Source organism: Bacteroides faecis MAJ27, assembly GCF_900106755.1.
GTDB classification, from domain to species: Bacteria; Bacteroidota; Bacteroidia; order Bacteroidales; family Bacteroidaceae; genus Bacteroides; species Bacteroides faecis.
Genome location: NZ_FNNN01000007.1, coordinates 179,668 through 198,473, shown reverse-complemented (window position 1 = coordinate 198,473; position 18,806 = coordinate 179,668). Strand labels below are relative to the sequence as shown.

Here is an 18,806-nt window from a genome sequence, read left to right as displayed (position 1 = left end):
AGATGAACTTTTTACTAAATAGGAGAATAACGATTTGTATGCTGTTTATTGCACTCAGCCTGCTGGGCTATGTGTCGTATAAACAACTTCCGGTGGAGTTGCTGCCCAACGCAGAACTTCCGGTTCTGTTTGTCCAGGTGTCGTCACAGCAGGATATGGACCCTTCGTATGTAGAGTCGGAAGTGATTATTCCACTCGAAGGAGCGGTCAGTGCGATAGGTGGAGTAGACAAACTGCAATCCTACATTGACAGGAGGCAGTCCAGCATACAGATTGACTTTAAAAAGAATATCAACTTCAAGATGACCAGTCTTAAACTGCAGGAGAAAGTGAATGAAATCGCAGCCTCCCTGCCGACCGGTTTTACTGTACAGGTACAGAAAGTGGATATTGCTCAGATGAATAATAACTTCATGGTGCTTCAAGTGCGTGGTACGGGAGGAACTGACCGTGTCCGGAGTCTGGTAGACGAGGATGTTCGTTCTGATCTGGAGAACATAGATGGAGTAGCTTCCGTCAATATCTACGGAGGACGGCAGAAAGCCATTGAAGTGCGTCTGAATCCGGAGGCTTGCAAAGCTCTGAACCTCACAGCTTCCAAAATAAGCGGTTTGCTTTCGCAGAATACCCAGGAAAAGACATTTGTAGGCTTCGCAGATGAACCCGACAGCAAGAATTTTGTCCATGTCAATGCGATGTATACCAAAGTCTCTGATTTGGAGAATATAGTTGTCGCTCCCGGTCCTATTCTGCTGAAAGACGTGGCAACCGTCTTTTTTGACTTGAAAGATGAAACCACTTATAGTCGTGTGAATGGAAAAGAAGCCGTCTCGGTTGCTTTGATCAATGATTCACAGGCTAATCTGATTGAACTTTCACACCGTGTATCCGATGTGATTGAAAAGCTGAATGAGAAACTGGCTCCGCTCGAACTGGAAATTGTCATTCAGGAGAACAAGGCTGAAACCATGGAAAATAATATCAACCAGATTATTAATCTGGCATTGGTAGGGGGATTATTGGCTGTGTTTGTTCTTTGGCTTTTCCTGAAGAATATGCGGCTGGTGTTTTTTATCGCACTTTCCATACCGATTTCTGTCTATACGGCTTTCAACTTCTTCTACGCTTTTGGTATTACTATCAATAGTCTTACCTTGGTAGGAATGGCGTTGGCCATCGGAATGCTGCTGGATAATAGTGTCGTGGTGCTTGAGAATATTTATCGTTTGTCGGGAAACGGCTATACGCCCGAACGTTCGGTAACGCAGGGAACAAAAGAAGTGTGGCGCTCCATTGTGGCGGCTACCCTGACTACCATTACTGTATTCCTGCCGTTCGTTTTTTCTGATAATTTCCTGATAAAACTGATCGGGCACCATATCGGAGTATCCATTATATCAACTTTGACGATCTCGCTGTTTGTAGCTTTACTTTTTATACCGATGATTACTTACCTTCTTTTGAAGAGTAAGAGTGGGAACAGTGTCGTTTATGAAAAAGTATCGATCGTTCAGCGTCCGATGCAGGTCTATCTGGTCTTATTGAAGACTTGTATGCGTAATCCGGGAGTGACAGTCTTTGGAGCTGTGATCTTGCTTTTTGCAACGTTGATTTTGTCATTGACCTTGAATGTGCAACAGATGAAAGAAGTTGCTTCAGACCGGTTCAACATCAGTGTCGTGATGCCTACCGGAAGTACGCTTGAAAATACGGATAAGATTGTAAAGGTACTGGAAGAACGTCTGGAGGATTTTCCGGAAAAGAAAGATCTGATTTGCCGTATTCGGGAAAAAGAGGCGACTCTGACACTCGTTTTGCAGGAAGATTACACAAAGATCGCCAAACGGAAAATAGCTGATATAAAAGCGGATGTGCAGACTAAAGTTGCCAATATCAATGGTGCGGAAATCTATGTTTCTGATGCTATGGGAGGCGGAGGAGATAACTCGGCTCTGAGCAGTCTGGGCGGATTCATGCGTTTGTTGGGCATAGGTGACAACAGTGAACGGGTGGTGATCAGGGGATCTGATTTCGAAATGATGCAGATGGTGGCAGAGGAAGTGCGTTATTTGTTGGACGAACAGGATTTTGTACAGCATACTCATGTTTCGTATACTCCCCGTCAGGCGGAAATAAGTCTGAACTTTGACCCTATTCTGCTGACTGCCTATGATATTAACCGTGGCAATATTACCACCGGATTAACTGCGCTTAATAATGAATACTCTTCCGAAGCTACTTTCAAGGTGGGAGAGGATATTTATGATATTATTATCCGTGACGAAATACCGGAAAAGGAAATTGAAGAAGAGGCACAGGAAAAAGCTCAGAAAGAGAAAACTGTGGATGACTTGCGTGCTATCCGGATAGAAAATGCCAATGGCGGTATGCACAATCTAGAAGATATATCGTCTCTGAATTATGGACGTGGGCGTTCGCGCATCATCCGTGTCAATCAAGATAAGCAGATTGAGGTATACTATGCTTTTCCGAGAGATGTTCAGTCTTCGAAAGATTTATTGGGAGGATATCGTTCCGATATCGACCAGTTGATTGCCAGTTATAATCTTCCGTCCGGAGTCGCTGTGCAGGTATTCCATGAGGAGGATGAATTCGGGGATTTCAAATTCCTTATTCTGGCAGCTTTTCTTTTGATATTTATGATCCTTGCTTCAGTCTTCGAATCTGTAGTGACGCCTTTTGTGTTGCTTTTTACCATTCCGTTGGCTGCTATCGGTTCTTTGCTGGCATTATTGCTTTCGAGCAACAGTCTGATGAATGCGAATACACTGACAGGGTTCCTTATTCTGTTGGGAGTAGTTGTCAATAACGGAATCATTCTGATAGATTACGCCAACATTTTGCGTAAACGGGGATACCGCCGGAACAGGGCGTTGATGACTGCCGGTATGTCACGTATTCGTCCCATTCTGATTACTTCCATCACCACAATTGCTGCCATGCTTCCGTTGGCTATGGGAGATACGGAGTATGCAGGGGCTATCGGTGCACCTTTTGCCATTACAGTGATAGGCGGACTTTTCTTTTCCGCCATGCTGACGCTGATTTTAATTCCGACAGTTTGTATGGGACTGGAAAATGTGCTTCAGTGGTATCGTTCGTTATCCCGTAAACTATGGACCATTCACCTGATTCTTTTTGTGTCCGGTGTAATCTGTATCTGGCTATACACTGACGGAATCCTTTGGCAGTCAATCTATCTGGTAGTACTGATTGCAGGCATACCGGGGATGACATACTTTGCGCAAACCAGTCTTCGGAGAGCTAAGGCGGAGGTTATCAATCCGGATGAAGAAATTCGTATTTCTGTCCGCAATCTGGTTAAGATCTACGATTGGCCTGGACACATCAGCCGTCAGTGGAACAGTGGTTTGCAATTACGCAAACGTCTGGGATTGAGCAATGAATACCATTCTCTGAAGGACTTTATCAATGTGCTATGGCAGTTTGGTATTTTACTGTTTGCCATTTATTTCACCTATTTCTTCATTCATAACAGGCTTTGGATATTCCTGTTCTCGTTCGCTATTTATGCAGCGATACTGTATTTGTGGAGAAAGGTACGTTCCTATTTATATTATCGATACGGAGATAATCGGGTAACAAAGATCGTAAACCGGGTGATATTCTGGAGTCTTCCTCCCCTTATCCTGTTTCAGTTATTCCGGAAACTGGATAATAACGGGCTGGTCATCATGATCGGATTGTTATGGCTTGTGGGTATTGCCATCTATGTCACTTCCCAGTATCTGTATGATCATGATGTAAATATTGAGCGTGTCACCGGACGATTTGCAGGGCTTCGCCGTTCCTATTTCCGCATGGCGAAGAGTGTTCCTATGATTGGAAAACGACGCAAACCTTTCAAAGCATTGCGTGGGGTGTCATTCGAGATTCAGACAGGTATGTTCGGACTACTGGGACCCAATGGGGCAGGTAAATCGACCTTGATGCGTGTCATCTGTGGTATCTTTGAGCAGAGCTATGGTAGTATCTGGATCAATGGTCTGGATACACGTATCTACAGAGAAGAGCTACAGAGTCTGATAGGGTTCCTTCCACAGGAATTCGGAACTTATGAGAATATGACTTCGTGGGAGTTTCTGGATTATCAGGCTATACTGAAAGGGATTGTAGACGGTGAGTTACGAAAGGAGCGTCTGGATTATGTACTGAAAGCGGTACATATGTACGAGCGGAAAGACGAAAAGATAGGTTCTTTCTCGGGAGGTATGAAACAGCGTATTGGTATTGCGCTTATTCTGCTTCATTTACCGCGTATCCTGGTTGTGGATGAGCCTACAGCGGGACTCGACCCTCGCGAACGTATCCGTTTCCGTAATCTGCTGGTAGAGTTGAGTAAGGACCGTATCGTTATTTTCTCCACTCATATCATTGAGGATATATCCAGTTCCTGTAATCAGGTAGTGGTGATCAATAAGGGTGAACTGAAATATTTCGGTGATCCTTCGGACATGGTGGAAATGGCTAACGGGAAAGTATGGCAGTTTAATATAGATAAGACAGAATTTGAAAAAGTACTGGACAAATCGTTGGTAATACATCATATTCAGGAAGGCGATACGATTCGGGTGCGCTATCTTTCTGTCGGACAGCCTTATGAAGGGGCTGTAGAGGTAGAAGCTAATTTGGAAGACGCTTATCTCTGTCTGCTGAAGAATATGAATTAAAAAGAAAAGAAGGATATGACATTCAAACAATTGATACAACTGTTGCCTAAAGTAGTCAGGTATAACCTGAAGATTATATTTGCCGGGAAGTTTTTCTGGTTTCTGTTGGCTGCATTTGGCTTTTTTGCTCTTTTCATGTTTCAGAATGCCTGGAAACGGGAGGAGATTAACGAGGGACTCATCTATAGCATCCTGATGTTTCCGTCTATGTTGCTTATTTTCTACCCGGCTGTATTTGGCATTCAGAATGATGAAGATAGCCGGATATTGGAGATTCTTTTTGGAATCCCCGACTATAAGTATAAGGTTTGGGGCGTGCGGTTATTGATGATTTATGTGGCAATTTTTGTTATTCTGATTATCTTTTCATACATAGCCATTTTATTGCTGTATCCGGTCAATCCGTTTGAGATGGCATTACAGTTGATGTTCCCGATACTCTTTTTGGGAAATATGGCTTTTATGCTGTCTACCATTACGCGGAGTGGAAACGGAACTGCCGTATTTATGATTATTATAGGCATTGCATTGATGTTCTTAGGTAAGCCGGATTCTTTCTGGAACGTTCTGCTGAATCCTTTTCGTGTTCCCGATAATGTTCATCCGATCATTTGGGAGGGAATCCTTATCAAAAACCGCATTTTCCTTTTATCCGCCAGTTTAGTCTGGATGATGGTCGGATTACTTTATCTGCAGAAAAGGGAAAGGTTTGTATAACAGCAGATTAGGATGCTGAATATTCTCAAGTGTTCTTGCTGCGATGAGAAAAAATTCTCACTATGATGAGAAAAAAGTCTCATCGCAGTGAGAATTTTTTCTCATCATGGTAAGTATAGTCCTATATATGCGGGAACGGAAATAGGGAATCAGAAGTAGTATCCCAGATTCACATAACAGCTTCCTTTATCAGTCTGATTGGAATATCCGAACGTAATCTCCAATGGACCGAAAATACTGTCCATACCATATCCGGCACTGATACCAAACAGTTGTTTCCCTTTCAGTATTTCGAAGAAGTGACTGTCCGTCAAGCCATAATTACCTGTCAGAGTGAGATAATGAATGCTTCCCATCCGTTGTCTGAGTTTCACGGATGCAATCATGATAGAATTGTTCATCAGTTCCATATTGGTCACACCGGCAAACGGCAGTTGCTGTGGAATGTAGAGTCCGTATACTTCGCCGCCAATGGCATTTTGCAAGGGATAGGCGATGTCTTTTCCAATCAGAACACGACCATAGATGGATGGAATGATAGAAAAACGTCGGGTTACGGGAACTACGCTGCCCCACGAACCGCTCAGTGCGGAGAACGGGGCGTGATCATTATACTGAGCCATATTATCGGTGTAGAGTGAATAGGCAGCTTTGAATTCGGTTCCTTTGGAAGGGAAATATCCCTTGTCGAATGTACTATAATGTACCTGAGCGAAATAACTCAGGAAATGTTCGGATTCTACATTCAGTCCAATGAGTTCCGGTTTCTTGAAAAGAAAATCTTTGTATTTATAATATTCGAAACGAAGTCCGAGTCCGAAGCGGAGGTTTTTGTACCAGACATCCGAAAAGCCAAATTCAGCTAAATGATACTTGTAAGTAGTGTTATAGGCACGTTCACCTTCATCATAGATATTGATGTCATTATATTGAAACATATATGAGAAATTGAAATTGCGTTGCTGCATCGGTTCGAGAGTGTAATCGATGCGTGCGGCATATCGCTTTCCTAATCGGCCGGTCAGGGATAATCGGGAAGGAACATGAGTTTTGAGATCCGCTGTGGCATTAATCAGCAGGGATGCTATTTCTTCCGAGTCGAAACGGATGCCCAGATTGATTCTTTTCTCATATTTTTCTTCTAACAAGAAATTAAGGTGGTACCCTTCGGGAGTGTCGGTAAGTGTGTAGCTGGCGCTTGAGTAAGAATGACTGCCACGCAACTGATACACAGCTTGTTCTATCTGCTGAGTGGTAATGTTACTGTTCTCTTTGAGATTACACTTCTTCATCAGCCATTTTTTGTCATTAGCCTCTACACCGGAGAAAGATATATCTGTGATGTATACTGTTCGTGAATTGGAAAGAGAAGAGTACGGTCCGTGTTGTTTGGGGACATAATTGTCCGGTATACCGATTTCTTTTTTTAAGGCAATCAAGGAATTCCACTGTGCACGTGCGGCTTCTTCGCCTCGACGCATCAGGGAATCGATGGCTGCCGGAGTGAAGCTGGCGGAAGAAAATCCGTCTACATTTACCTTGATATAGGTATCAGTGAGTTCTACATTCTTTTCATGATTGGTCTGGCAAGTGAGATCAACAATCTGCCCCAATATGTCCGGAGCGCTGTTGAGCTTGTCGGCACTTTTCAGCGCATTCTGAACATCGACTCCGATAATAATATCGGCTCCCATTGCTTTGGCCACATCTGCCGGATAATTATTGACAATTCCACCGTCTACCAATATCATACTGTCTTTGCGTACCGGTGTGAATACACCGGGGATGGCCATACTGGCACGCATGGCAGTAGAGAGTACGCCATCATGGAATACGATCTGGTCTCCATTGACTACATTGGCCGATACACAGGCGAAGGGGATCGGTAACTTATTAAAATTGATCGAGTCATGGTAGCCCATTGTCAGATCAGAGAACAGATTGGCAAGATTCTGTCCTTTGATAATTCCTCCGGACATGGCAGCTTTCGGGTTCTTTGTAAAAGGAAGCGAAACAATGTATTTTGCAGAGCGTTCGCGTTCGGTGAGCGACATGGCACTGCGTTTGATACGATCGCTCAAAAGGAAAGTCCAGTCTTGCTTGCGTACCATACTGTCCAGTTGTTCCGGAGTATAACCGATGGCGTAAAGTCCACCGACTATAGATCCCATACTGGTGCCTACTATATAATCGATCGGAATGCCTGCTTCCTCGATGACTTTCAGTGCTTTGATATGTGCCACTCCTTTGGCACCACCGCCACTGAGGACAACGCCGACCTTCTTCCGTTGTTCTTGAGAATAAACAGAAAAAGGTAATATCAGGCACATTGCAAAAACTAATGTTGAAAAGATTTGTTTTTTCATTAGGACATGTTATTGTGTTGATGTACAATATAACTACAAATGTAGGGGATAAATTGTTTAGTTGATGAAACAAGAACTATAAAAAATGTTCTAAAAGTCGGAAATGTGGATAATTTCTACACTTTAAGGATGTTTTCCACACTTCTGTCTTCAAGGGGAAAAACGTAATACGTTGATAATAAACAGATAAGATAAAACAGGATATTTTGGTATGTGTATTGCATAATAGAGTGTAGAACAAACATAAGTTAAATTAAATAATAAGATTCGATATGAGATTATTCTTTTCGAAACATGAGTTGAAACTGAGGAGAAAGAGAACCATTGCTGCTGTAGTATGTATGGTAATTGTGTTGGGAGTGTATTGGATACTGACACGACCTCAGAAGGCTGCACCGGAAATGCCGACAGTGATTGTTGAACCGGTTATAAAAGACGATGTAGAAATATTCGGAGAATATGTGGGGCGTATCCGTGCCCAGCAATTTGTCGAAGTACGTGCCAGGGTAGAAGGCTATCTGGAAAACATGCTTTTTGCCGAAGGCACTTATGTAAATAAGAATCAGGTCCTGTTTGTGATCAATCAGGATCAATATCGTGCGAAAGCCGACAAAGCGCGGGCTCAGTTGAAAAAGGACGAAGCACAGGCATTGAAAGCTGAACGTGACTTGAAACGTATCCGTCCGTTGTACGAACAAAATGCCGCTAGCCAGCTGGATCTGGATAATGCGGAAGCAGCTTATGAAAGCGCTGTTGCGACAGTAGCGATGAGTGAGGCGGACTTGGCGCAGGCTGAACTCGAGTTAGGCTATACTATCGTTCGTTCACCTCTTGCCGGTCATATCAGTGAAAGAAATGTGGATTTGGGAACGTTGGTTGGTCCCGGAGGAAAATCGTTGCTGGCTACAGTTGTAAAGAGTGATACCGTATTGGTCGATTTCAGTATGACGGCACTCGATTATCTGAAAAGTAAAGAACGGAATATTAACCTCGGACAACAGGATTCTACTCGTTCCTGGCAGCCAAATATTACTATTACTTTAGCAGATAATACCGTATACCCCTATAAAGGATATGTTGATTTTGCCGAGCCGCAAGTCGATCCTCAAACGGGTACTTTCTCCGTACGTGCAGAAATGCCTAATCCGAAACAGGTATTGCTTCCGGGACAGTTTACCAAAGTAAAATTGCTATTGGACGTGCGTGAAGGAGCCATCGTTGTTCCGATGAAAGCCGTTACCATTGAAAAAGGAGGCGCTTATATTTATACGATGCGTAAAGATGATACAGTAGAGAAACGCTTTATTGAGTTAGGACCGGAAGTAGGGAATAACGTGGTAGTGGAAAGAGGACTCGCTGTAGGAGAGACAATTGTTGTGGAAGGTTTCCATAAGTTGACACCGGGTATGAAAGTACGGGCAAGTCGGCTGGATAACGCAAAAGGAGAATAATCAATGAAAGTTAGTTTTTTTATAGATAGGCCGGTATTTTCGGCTGTTATCTCTATCGTGATTGTGATTGTCGGGATTATCGGGCTGACCATGCTTCCGGTAGATCAATACCCGCAGATTACACCTCCAGTGGTAAAGATCAGTGCGTCATATCCGGGCGCGAGCGCATTAACTGTGTCGCAGGCGGTAGCTACTCCGATTGAGCAGGAAATCAATGGTACCCCCGGTATGCTTTATATGGAATCAAACAGTTCTAACTCCGGTGGTTTCTCGGCAACGGTTACCTTTGATGTATCTGCCGATCCGGATTTAGCTGCAGTAGAAATTCAAAATCGTGTGAAACTGGCTGAATCCCGTCTTCCGGTGGAAGTGATTCAAAATGGCATTTCCGTGGAAAAACAGGCACCCAGTCAGTTAATGACACTCTGTCTGACTTCTACCGATCCTAAGTTTGATGAAATTTACTTAAGTAACTTTGCTACTATTAATGTGCTTGATGTAATCCGCCGTATTCCGGGTGTGGGACGTGTTTCAAATATCGGTAGCCGTTACTATGCTATGCAGATATGGGTAGAGCCGGATAAGCTGGCTAACTTCGGATTAACCGTACAAGACTTGCAGAATGCCTTAAAAGACCAGAACCGTGAGTCGGCAGCCGGTGTGTTAGGACAGCAGCCGGTACAGGGACTGGATATAACGATCCCTATTACTACTCAGGGACGTCTTTCTACGGTAGGACAGTTTGAGGATATTGTAGTGCGTGCGAATGCCAATGGTTCTATCATTCGATTAAAGGATGTGGCACGTGTATCTTTGGAGGCTTCTTCTTACAATACTGAAAGTGGTATTAATGGTGAGAATGCCGCTGTACTTGGTATTTATATGTTGCCGGGTGCCAATGCGATGGAAGTGGCCGAGAATGTAAAAAAGGCGATGGAAGAGATCAGCGGGAACTTTCCTGAAGGATTGAGCTATGAAATTCCGTTTGATATGACGACGTATATCTCCGAGTCTATTCATGAGGTATATAAAACACTGTTTGAAGCATTGGTACTGGTTGTATTGGTCGTGTATCTGTCTTTGCAGAGTTGGCGTGCTACATTGATCCCGGTAGTAGCGGTGCCTATTTCTTTGATTGGTACTTTTGGATTCATGTTGATTTTTGGCTTCTCTATCAATATATTGACTTTGCTTGGCTTGATTCTTGCCATTGGTATCGTGGTCGATGATGCGATAGTGGTGGTGGAAGGAGTAGAGCATATTATGGAAACGGAGAAGCTAAGTCCTTATGAAGCGACTAAGAAAGCAATGAACGGATTATCAAGCGCGTTGATCGCTACTTCACTGGTATTGGCGGCTGTGTTTGTTCCGGTAAGTTTTTTGAGTGGAATTACGGGACAGTTGTACCGTCAGTTTACGGTGACCATTGTAGTATCTGTACTTATTTCTACCGTCGTTGCCCTGACGCTGAGTCCCGTGATGTGCTCGCTTATTTTAAAACCGGATAGTGGGAAGAAGAAAAATATAGTATTCAGAAAGATCAATGAATGGTTGGGAATTGGAAGCAATAAATATGTAGCTGCTGTCACTCGTACTATCAAACATCCGCGTCGGGTGTTAAGTGCTTTTGGTATGGTATTGATTGCTATTCTGTTGATTCACCGGATCATTCCGACCAGTTTTCTTCCGGTAGAAGATCAGGGATATTTTAAGATTGAACTAGAATTGCCGGAAGGAGCTACATTGGAACGTACCCGTGCTGTAACAGAGCGTGCGATTGCTTATCTGGATAAGAACCCCTACATAGAATATGTACAGAATGTGACGGGAAGCAGTCCGCGTGTGGGCAGTAATCAGGGGCGTGCCGAACTGACTGTCATCTTGAAACCTTGGGAAGAGAGAAAGAGTACCAGTATTGAGAAAATCATGGATACGGTAGAAAAACATTTGAAGGAATACCCGGAATGTAAAGTCTATCTGTCTACTCCTCCGGTCATACCGGGATTGGGTAGTTCCGGTGGTTTTGAAATGCAGCTGGAAGCTCGTGGAGAGGCTACTTTCGACAACTTGGTGGATGCAGCAGATACGTTGATGTATTATGCTTCCAAGCACAAGGAACTGACAGGTTTGTCTTCTTCTTTGCAGTCGGAGATTCCTCAACTTTACTTTGATGTGGACAGAGATAAAGTAAAGATGCTGGGAGTACCTTTGGCAGATGTGTTTTCTACGATGAAAGCTTATACAGGTTCGGTGTATGTGAATGACTTCAATATGTTCAACCGTATTTATAAGGTATACATTCAGGCGGAAGCTCCTTATCGTGAGCATAAAGACAATATCAACCTGTTCTTTGTAAAAGCCTCCAATGGAGCTATGGTACCGCTGACTTCTTTAGGTAATGCTTCTTATACAACAGGTCCGGGAAGTATCAAACGTTTCAATATGTTTACTACTGCTGTCATTCGGGGGACTGCCGCACAGGGATATAGTTCCGGTCAGGCAATGGAGATTATGGAACAGATCGCCCGTGATCATCTTCCAGATAATATCGGATTGGAATGGAGCGGACTTTCTTATCAGGAAAAGCAGGCGGGCGGTCAGACCGGTATGGTCATGGCATTGGTATTCTTGTTTGTCTTTCTCTTCCTTGCCGCACAATATGAAAGTTGGACAGTGCCGATTGCCGTATTGCTGTCTTTGCCTGTAGCGGCTTTAGGAGCCTACCTGGGAGTCTGGGTATGCGGACTGGAGAACGATGTCTATTTCCAGATCGGACTGGTGATGCTTGTCGGGCTTGCCGCTAAGAATGCTATTCTGATTGTAGAGTTTGCTAAAGTACAGGTAGATAAAGGAGAGGACTTGATACAGTCTGCCATTTATGCGGCAAAATTACGTTTCCGTCCTATTCTGATGACTTCTTTAGCATTTGTACTGGGTATGCTTCCAATGGTATTGGCAAGTGGTCCGGGCTCGGCAAGCCGTCAGGCAATTGGTACGGGGGTATTCTTCGGGATGATATTTGCTATCGTGTTTGGTATTATTCTCGTGCCGTTCTTCTTTGTGATGGTATATAAAACAAAGTCGAAAATCTTAAAACATAAGAAATAATGAAACTGAATAAACTATATATTGCTATACTATTGTTTGCAGGAATACTGACTTCCTGCAAAGTAGGCAAGAGCTACGTACGTCCTGACCTTCATTTGCCCGATAGTCTGGCCCAACATCAGGATACGGTCAGCTTTGGAGATAAGGATTGGGAAGAAATCTATACGGATTCTACACTTCGCAGTCTGATAGACCGTGCGTTGGATCACAATAAAGACATGTTGATAGCGGCTGCCCGAATCAAAGAAATGGCGGCTCAGAAACGTATCTCCACCGCTGCACTGCTTCCTGATATCAAAGGAAAAGTGACTGCTGAACGTGAACTTGAGAATCACGGGGGAGATGCTTTTAAGAAATCGGAAACCTTTGAAGCTCAGTTCCTTGTTTCATGGGAACTCGATCTTTGGGGAAATCTGCGATGGGCGCGTTCGGCCAGTATTGCCGAATATTTGCAGTCGGTAGAGGCGCAACGTGCACTTCGGATGACGATTGTGGCGGAAGTGGCACAGGCTTATTATGAACTGGTTGCGCTGGATACGGAACTGGATATTGTCAAGCAGACTTTAAAAGCCCGTGAAGAAGGGGTGCGCCTGGCACGTATCCGTTTTGAAGGAGGATTGACTTCGGAGACTTCTTATCGTCAGGCTCAGGTGGAGCTGGCACGTACAGCCACTTTGGTTCCTGATTTAGAACGTAAAATCTCGCTGAAAGAGAATGACATTGCTTTTCTGGCCGGAGAATACCCTAATCGCATCGCCCGTTCCCGACTGCTTCAGGAATTCAATTTTCCGGAAACACTTCCGATAGGGATGCCATCTACTTTGTTGGAACGCCGTCCCGACATACGTCAGGCAGAGCAGAAGTTGATTGCTGCCAATGCCAAAGTAGGGGTAGCTTATACGAATATGTTTCCTCGTCTCGCCCTGACAGGTGGTTTCGGTACTGAGAGTACGTCTTTGTCCGAACTTTTAAAATCTCCTTATGCTGTTATGGAAGGGGCTTTATTGACTCCTATTTTTGGCTGGGGAAAGAACCGTGCTGCATTGAAAGGCAAAAAGGCAGCTTATGAGGCGGAACTACATAGTTATGAGAAATCAGTTTTAACTGCTTTCAAGGAAACACGTAATGCGATTGTCAACTTTAATAAGATAAAAGAGGTGTATGCTCTTCGTGCCAATCTGGAACGTTCGGCTAAGAGTTATATGGACTTGGCTCAGTTGCAATACATTAATGGAGTAATCAATTATTTGGATGTTCTGGATGCCCAGCGTGGTTATTTTGATGCACAAATTGGTCTGAGTAACGCTATTCGTGATGAATTGATAACCGTAGTGCAGCTTTATAAAGCACTGGGTGGTGGCTGGAAGCAATAGCATCTGTACCGGTGTCACGAAATAAAATGAGAGCTTCTCTTTCATAATTCGAGGAAAAATGCGAAATTTGCAACGCTTTTCAAGTTTGACAAGAAACTTACTAACACCTTTAAATAAAAATAAAGAAAATGACTAAAAGTGCATTGCAAATCGCAAGGGCTGCTTATCAGCCCAAACTTCCGAAAGCATTGGCAACAGGAGCCGTTAAAGCTGTAGCAGGTTCTGCTACTCAATCTGTAGCCGATCAGGAAGCTATCAAAGCATTATTCCCTAACACGTACGGAATGCCGTTGATTACATTCGAAGCAGGTGAAGCTGTTCAACTTCCTGCCATGAACGTAGGTGTAATCCTTTCCGGTGGACAGGCTCCGGGCGGACACAATGTAATCTCTGGTTTGTTCGACGGTATCAAAAAACTGAATCCGGAAAATAAGCTGTACGGCTTTATTTTGGGACCCGGCGGTCTGGTAGACCACAACTATATGGAACTGACTGCCGACATCATCGACGAATACCGTAATACAGGTGGTTTCGATATCATTGGTTCGGGACGTACAAAGCTGGAAACTGAAGCTCAATTTGAAAAGGGATTGGAGATTATCAAGGAACTGGGCATCAAAGCATTGGTAATCATCGGTGGTGATGACTCTAATACAAATGCCTGCGTATTGGCTGAGTATTACGCTGCTAAAAAGTACGGTGTGCAGGTAATCGGTTGTCCGAAAACGATCGACGGTGACTTGAAGAACGATATGATTGAAACTTCCTTCGGTTTTGATACAGCTTGCAAGACTTATGCGGAAGTGATTGGTAACATTCAACGTGACTGTAACTCAGCTCGTAAATACTGGCACTTTATTAAGTTGATGGGTCGCTCGGCTTCTCACATCGCATTGGAATGTGCTTTGCAGGTACAGCCTAACGTATGTATTGTTTCTGAAGAAGTAGAAGCAAAAGATATGTCTCTGGATGATGTAGTGACATCTATCGCTAAAGTGGTGGCCGACCGTGCTGCACAGGGAAATAACTTCGGTACAGTGCTGATCCCGGAAGGATTGGTTGAATTTATTCCGGCAATGAAGCGTCTGATTGCTGAGTTGAACGACTTCCTGGCTGCTAATGCAGAAGAGTTCTCTCAGATTAAGAAGTCTCACCAGCGTGATTATATCATCCGTAAGTTGTCTCCGGAAAACTCTGCTATCTATGCAAGTCTGCCGGAAGGTGTAGCTCGCCAGTTGACACTGGATCGTGACCCGCACGGAAACGTTCAGGTATCACTGATCGAAACAGAAAAACTGTTGTCTGAAATGGTAGCTACCAAATTGGCTGCATGGAAAGAAGATGGCAAATACGTAGGTAAGTTTGCTGCTCAGCACCACTTCTTCGGTTACGAAGGACGTTGCGCCGCTCCGTCAAACTTCGATGCTGATTACTGCTATTCTTTGGGTTACACAGCTTCTATGTTGATTGCCGACGGTAAGACTGGCTATATGTCTTCTGTACGTAACACAACTGCTCCTGCTGCTGAATGGATTGCCGGTGGTGTGCCTATCACGATGATGATGAATATGGAACGCCGTCACGGTGAAATGAAACCGGTTATCCAGAAGGCATTGGTGAAACTGGATGGTGCTCCTTTTAAAGCATTCGCTGCACAACGTGACCGTTGGGCTGTTGAAACGGATTATGTATATCCGGGTCCGATCCAGTACTTTGGTCCTACGGAAGTTTGCGACCAGGCAACTAAAACTTTGCAACTGGAACAAGCTAAATAAGTAAACTTCACAGAGTTGTTGTATCAAGCAACGTTGTGATGAAGAGTTATTCAGGCACGGATTACGCAGATTAACACGGTTTTAAGAAATAGTATGCTAAAACTGTGTAATCCGTGTAATCCGTGCCTATCTTTCATATATTTATTCATCAAAACAAATGCCGTCACGTAATAATCCGATTTCTGCTGTCCAAAAGAAAAGAACAGTTGCCACTACCAGAAAAAAGGGGACCGTTTCTTCTTCCAAACCTTCCCGTGCCCAGAAAAAGGCACCGATGAAGCATGGTTATTCGATGCCCGGCTGGCTTCGCAATTTATTGGCTGTGGTGATTATCGGTTGTTTCTCCGTCATTTTCTATTATTTCTTTCTTCGTCCTTATGCCTATCGGTGGAAACCTTGCAATGGCATGAAGGAATACGGAGTCTGCATTCCTTCCGGATATGACATTCATGGGATTGACATTTCTCATTATCAAGGAAAAATAGACTGGGGAAGACTTTTACAAAATAAGCAGACGGCTACTCCTTTGCATTTCATCTTTATGAAAGCGACTGAAGGAGGAGATCATAACGATACTACATTCGAAGCCAATTTTGTAAACGCACGTAATCATGGTTTTATTCGTGGCGCTTATCATTTCTATATTCCTGGTACAGATGCTTTGAAACAAGCGGATTTCTTTATCCGCACAGTTAAACTGGATTCCGGTGACCTGCCCCCGGTACTCGATGTGGAAGTGACCGGACGAAAAGAGAAAAAAGAATTGCAGCAAGGCATTAAGCGTTGGCTGGATCGTATAGAATCCCATTATGGAGTGAAGCCCATTCTTTATACTTCTTATAAATTCAAGACCCGTTATCTGGAGGATTCTATTTTTAATGCTTATCCTTACTGGATTGCCCACTATTATGTCGATTCAGTGAAATATCAGGGTAAATGGCATTTCTGGCAACATACGGACGTTGGAAACGTACCGGGTATTAAAGAGGATGTAGACCTCAATGTATTCAACGGGACCTTAGAGGAACTCAAAAAGTTGACAATTAAGTAGCGGGTACGTTTCTTGTCATACAACTAATCTCTTCTTTCATTTGTTATAATCGTATTATTACTAAAAAGATACGATTATGAAATTTGATATAGCTATTATTGGTGGTGGCCCTGCTGGTTATACAGCTGCCGAAAGGGCGGGAGCTAACGGACTAAAAGCCGTTTTGTTTGAAAAAAAGGCAATAGGAGGAGTGTGTCTGAATGAAGGATGTATTCCTACTAAAACATTGCTATATTCTGCTAAAATACTGGATAGCATTAAGACTGCTTCCAAATATGGAATCTCAGCGGAGTCTCCTTCCTTTGACTTATCCAAAATCATGAGCCGGAAAGATAAAACAGTGAAGATGTTGACAGGTGGAGTGAAGATGACTGTTAATTCTTATGGTGTGACGATTGTAGAAAAAGAAGCGGTGATAGAAGGAGAATCCGGCGGACTGATTCGGATTGCTTGCGATGGAGAAAAGTACGAGGTCAAATATTTATTGGTTTGCACCGGTTCTGATACAGTAATTCCTCCGATACCCGGATTGTCAGAGGTTAGTTACTGGACTTCCCGAGAGGCACTGGAGATAAAAGAACTTCCCAAAACATTGGTGATTATTGGTGGCGGAGTAATCGGTATGGAGTTTGCCTCATTCTTTAACAGTATGGGGGTGAAGGTACATGTCGTTGAAATGATGCCGGAGATTTTGGGTGTAATGGATAAGGAAACCAGCGGTATGCTTCGCTCGGAATATGCAAAGCGCGGAGTCACTTTCTATTTGAATACTAAAGTGGTGGAAGTGAAGCTTGGTGGAGTTGTGATTGAAAAAGAAGGAAAGTCCTCAACGATTGAAGCGGAAAAGATATTGCTTAGCGTAGGGCGTAAGGCAAATTTGGACAAAGTCGGACTGGATAAACTGAATATAGAACTTTATCGGAATGGGGTAAAAGTTGATGAACATTTATTGACTTCTCACCCGAGGGTATACGCTTGTGGAGATATTACGGGGTATTCCTTGCTGGCACATACGGCAATTCGTGAAGCGGAAGTAGCTGTCAACCACATTTTAGGAGTGGAAGATCAGATGAACTATCATTGTGTTCCGGGAGTCGTTTATACAAATCCGGAAGTAGCCGGAGTGGGTAAGACGGAAGAGGAATTGATTCAATTGGGGCTACCTTATCGGGTTACTAAACTACCGATGGCATATTCCGGCCGGTTTGTTGCGGAGAATGAACAGGGGAATGGTATCTGCAAGTTGATTCAGGATGAGGAAGGACATATCATAGGTTGTCATATAATCGGGAATCCTGCATCAGAACTGATTGTTATAGCCGGTATTGCTATCCAGAAGGGATATACAATCGAAGAATTCCAGAAGAGTGTATTTCCACATCCTACGGTTGGGGAGATTTACCATGAGCTACTCTTCTCATAAGTAATTCTTTTGAAAGAATAAGGAGTATACATTATGGTTCGTTGTATTCATAGTCCTTTCACCGATATTTACTTCCATTTGGCGGCAGAAGAATATCTGTTGAAGCAGGGAGCTGATGATGTTTTTATGCTTTGGCAGGATACGCCTTCTGTGGTGATGGGCAAACATCAACGTGTACAGTCGGAAGTGGACCGGGAGTGGGCGGAACTGCAACAGATTCATATTGCCCGTCGATTTTCGGGAGGAGGAACGGTATATCATGATTTGGGCAATGTCAATTTGACTTTTATTGAGACAGTGTCCCGTCTGCCTGATTTCAAGACATATCTTCATCGCGTATTGGAATTTTTCGTTTCAATTGGCTTAACTGCCGAAGGAGATGAACGACTGGGCATCTATCTGCATGGCTTGAAGATATCGGGGAGTGCTCAATGTGTATATAAAAATAGAGTTCTGTATCATTGTACTTTACTCTATGATACGGATATGACCATATTGAATAAGGTTTTAAATCCGGAAGGAAAAATAGAAGAAAAAGAATCAGTGCCTGTATATGCCGTTCCTTCTGTCCGAAGTGCGGTCACTAATATTTCCAACTACTTGCCTATGGAGACGATTGAGGATTTCAAAAAGACTGTTTTCCAATATTTTAGTAAGGGGCAATCGGCTGTTGCTTTCAATGAATGGGAGCTAGGGGCTATTGACAAACTTCGGAAAGAAAAATATATCCGGGACGAATGGATATTCAGCCGCTGAAGTCCGGTTAAAAATACTTTAACTTAAAACTTTCTATTTCAGCGGGTTGTTTTAATATATCAAGGTTGAATAAT

The 18,806-nt window shown here is 43.5% G+C and carries 10 protein-coding genes; 9 read left to right on the top strand and 1 reads right to left on the bottom strand.

All coding sequences use genetic code 11. The features are described from left to right. The first annotated feature begins 2 nt into the window (after positions 1–2). The gene (locus BLW31_RS08620; protein ID WP_029425483.1) at positions 3–4,712 is read left to right on the top strand and encodes an efflux RND transporter permease subunit; all 4,710 of its coding nucleotides are present in this window, start codon (positions 3–5) and stop codon (positions 4,710–4,712) included. Between the two features lie 15 nt (positions 4,713–4,727). Beyond that, positions 4,728–5,429 (top strand): hypothetical protein, encoded by a 702-nt coding sequence (locus BLW31_RS08615; protein ID WP_010537572.1) that lies wholly within the window; start codon positions 4,728–4,730, stop codon positions 5,427–5,429. A 149-nt stretch (positions 5,430–5,578) separates the two neighbouring features. Here BLW31_RS08615 and BLW31_RS08610 read toward each other — a convergent pair whose 3' ends face one another. Continuing rightward, positions 5,579–7,795 carry a patatin-like phospholipase family protein gene (locus BLW31_RS08610; RefSeq protein ID WP_022302276.1) on the bottom strand — a complete coding sequence of 739 codons (2,217 nt, stop codon included), beginning with the start codon at positions 7,793–7,795 and terminating at the stop codon, positions 5,579–5,581. A 272-nt stretch (positions 7,796–8,067) separates the two neighbouring features. Between BLW31_RS08610 and BLW31_RS08605 the strand changes: the two genes are divergently transcribed. The 7 genes from BLW31_RS08605 to BLW31_RS08575 all read left to right on the top strand — a co-directional run bounded on the left by BLW31_RS08605 (position 8,068) and on the right by BLW31_RS08575 (position 18,732). Continuing rightward, positions 8,068–9,246: an efflux RND transporter periplasmic adaptor subunit gene (locus BLW31_RS08605; RefSeq protein ID WP_010537574.1), complete on the top strand. Its 1,179-nt coding sequence runs from the start codon at positions 8,068–8,070 to the stop codon at positions 9,244–9,246. Positions 9,247–9,249: 3 nt separating this feature from the next. After that, positions 9,250–12,354 (top strand): efflux RND transporter permease subunit, encoded by a 3,105-nt coding sequence (locus tag BLW31_RS08600; RefSeq protein ID WP_010537575.1) that lies wholly within the window; start codon positions 9,250–9,252, stop codon positions 12,352–12,354. After that, complete coding sequence (locus BLW31_RS08595; protein ID WP_010537576.1) at positions 12,354–13,727, top strand: efflux transporter outer membrane subunit; 1,374 nt, start codon at positions 12,354–12,356, stop codon at positions 13,725–13,727. The genes BLW31_RS08600 and BLW31_RS08595 overlap by 1 nt, the downstream gene beginning before the upstream one ends. Positions 13,728–13,855: 128 nt before the next feature. Beyond that, positions 13,856–15,502, top strand: coding sequence for a diphosphate--fructose-6-phosphate 1-phosphotransferase (locus BLW31_RS08590; RefSeq protein WP_010537577.1), 1,647 nt, complete (start codon positions 13,856–13,858; stop codon positions 15,500–15,502). A gap of 157 nt (positions 15,503–15,659) precedes the next feature. Continuing rightward, a complete protein-coding gene (locus tag BLW31_RS08585) occupies positions 15,660–16,553 on the top strand; it encodes a glycoside hydrolase family 25 protein (protein ID WP_010537578.1) in 894 nt (297 codons plus the stop codon). Between the two features lie 76 nt (positions 16,554–16,629). Then, complete coding sequence (lpdA, locus tag BLW31_RS08580) at positions 16,630–17,976, top strand: dihydrolipoyl dehydrogenase (protein WP_010537579.1); 1,347 nt, start codon at positions 16,630–16,632, stop codon at positions 17,974–17,976. A gap of 33 nt (positions 17,977–18,009) precedes the next feature. After that, positions 18,010–18,732 (top strand): lipoate--protein ligase family protein, encoded by a 723-nt coding sequence (locus BLW31_RS08575; protein ID WP_010537580.1) that lies wholly within the window; start codon positions 18,010–18,012, stop codon positions 18,730–18,732. The last annotated feature ends 74 nt before the right edge of the window (positions 18,733–18,806 follow it).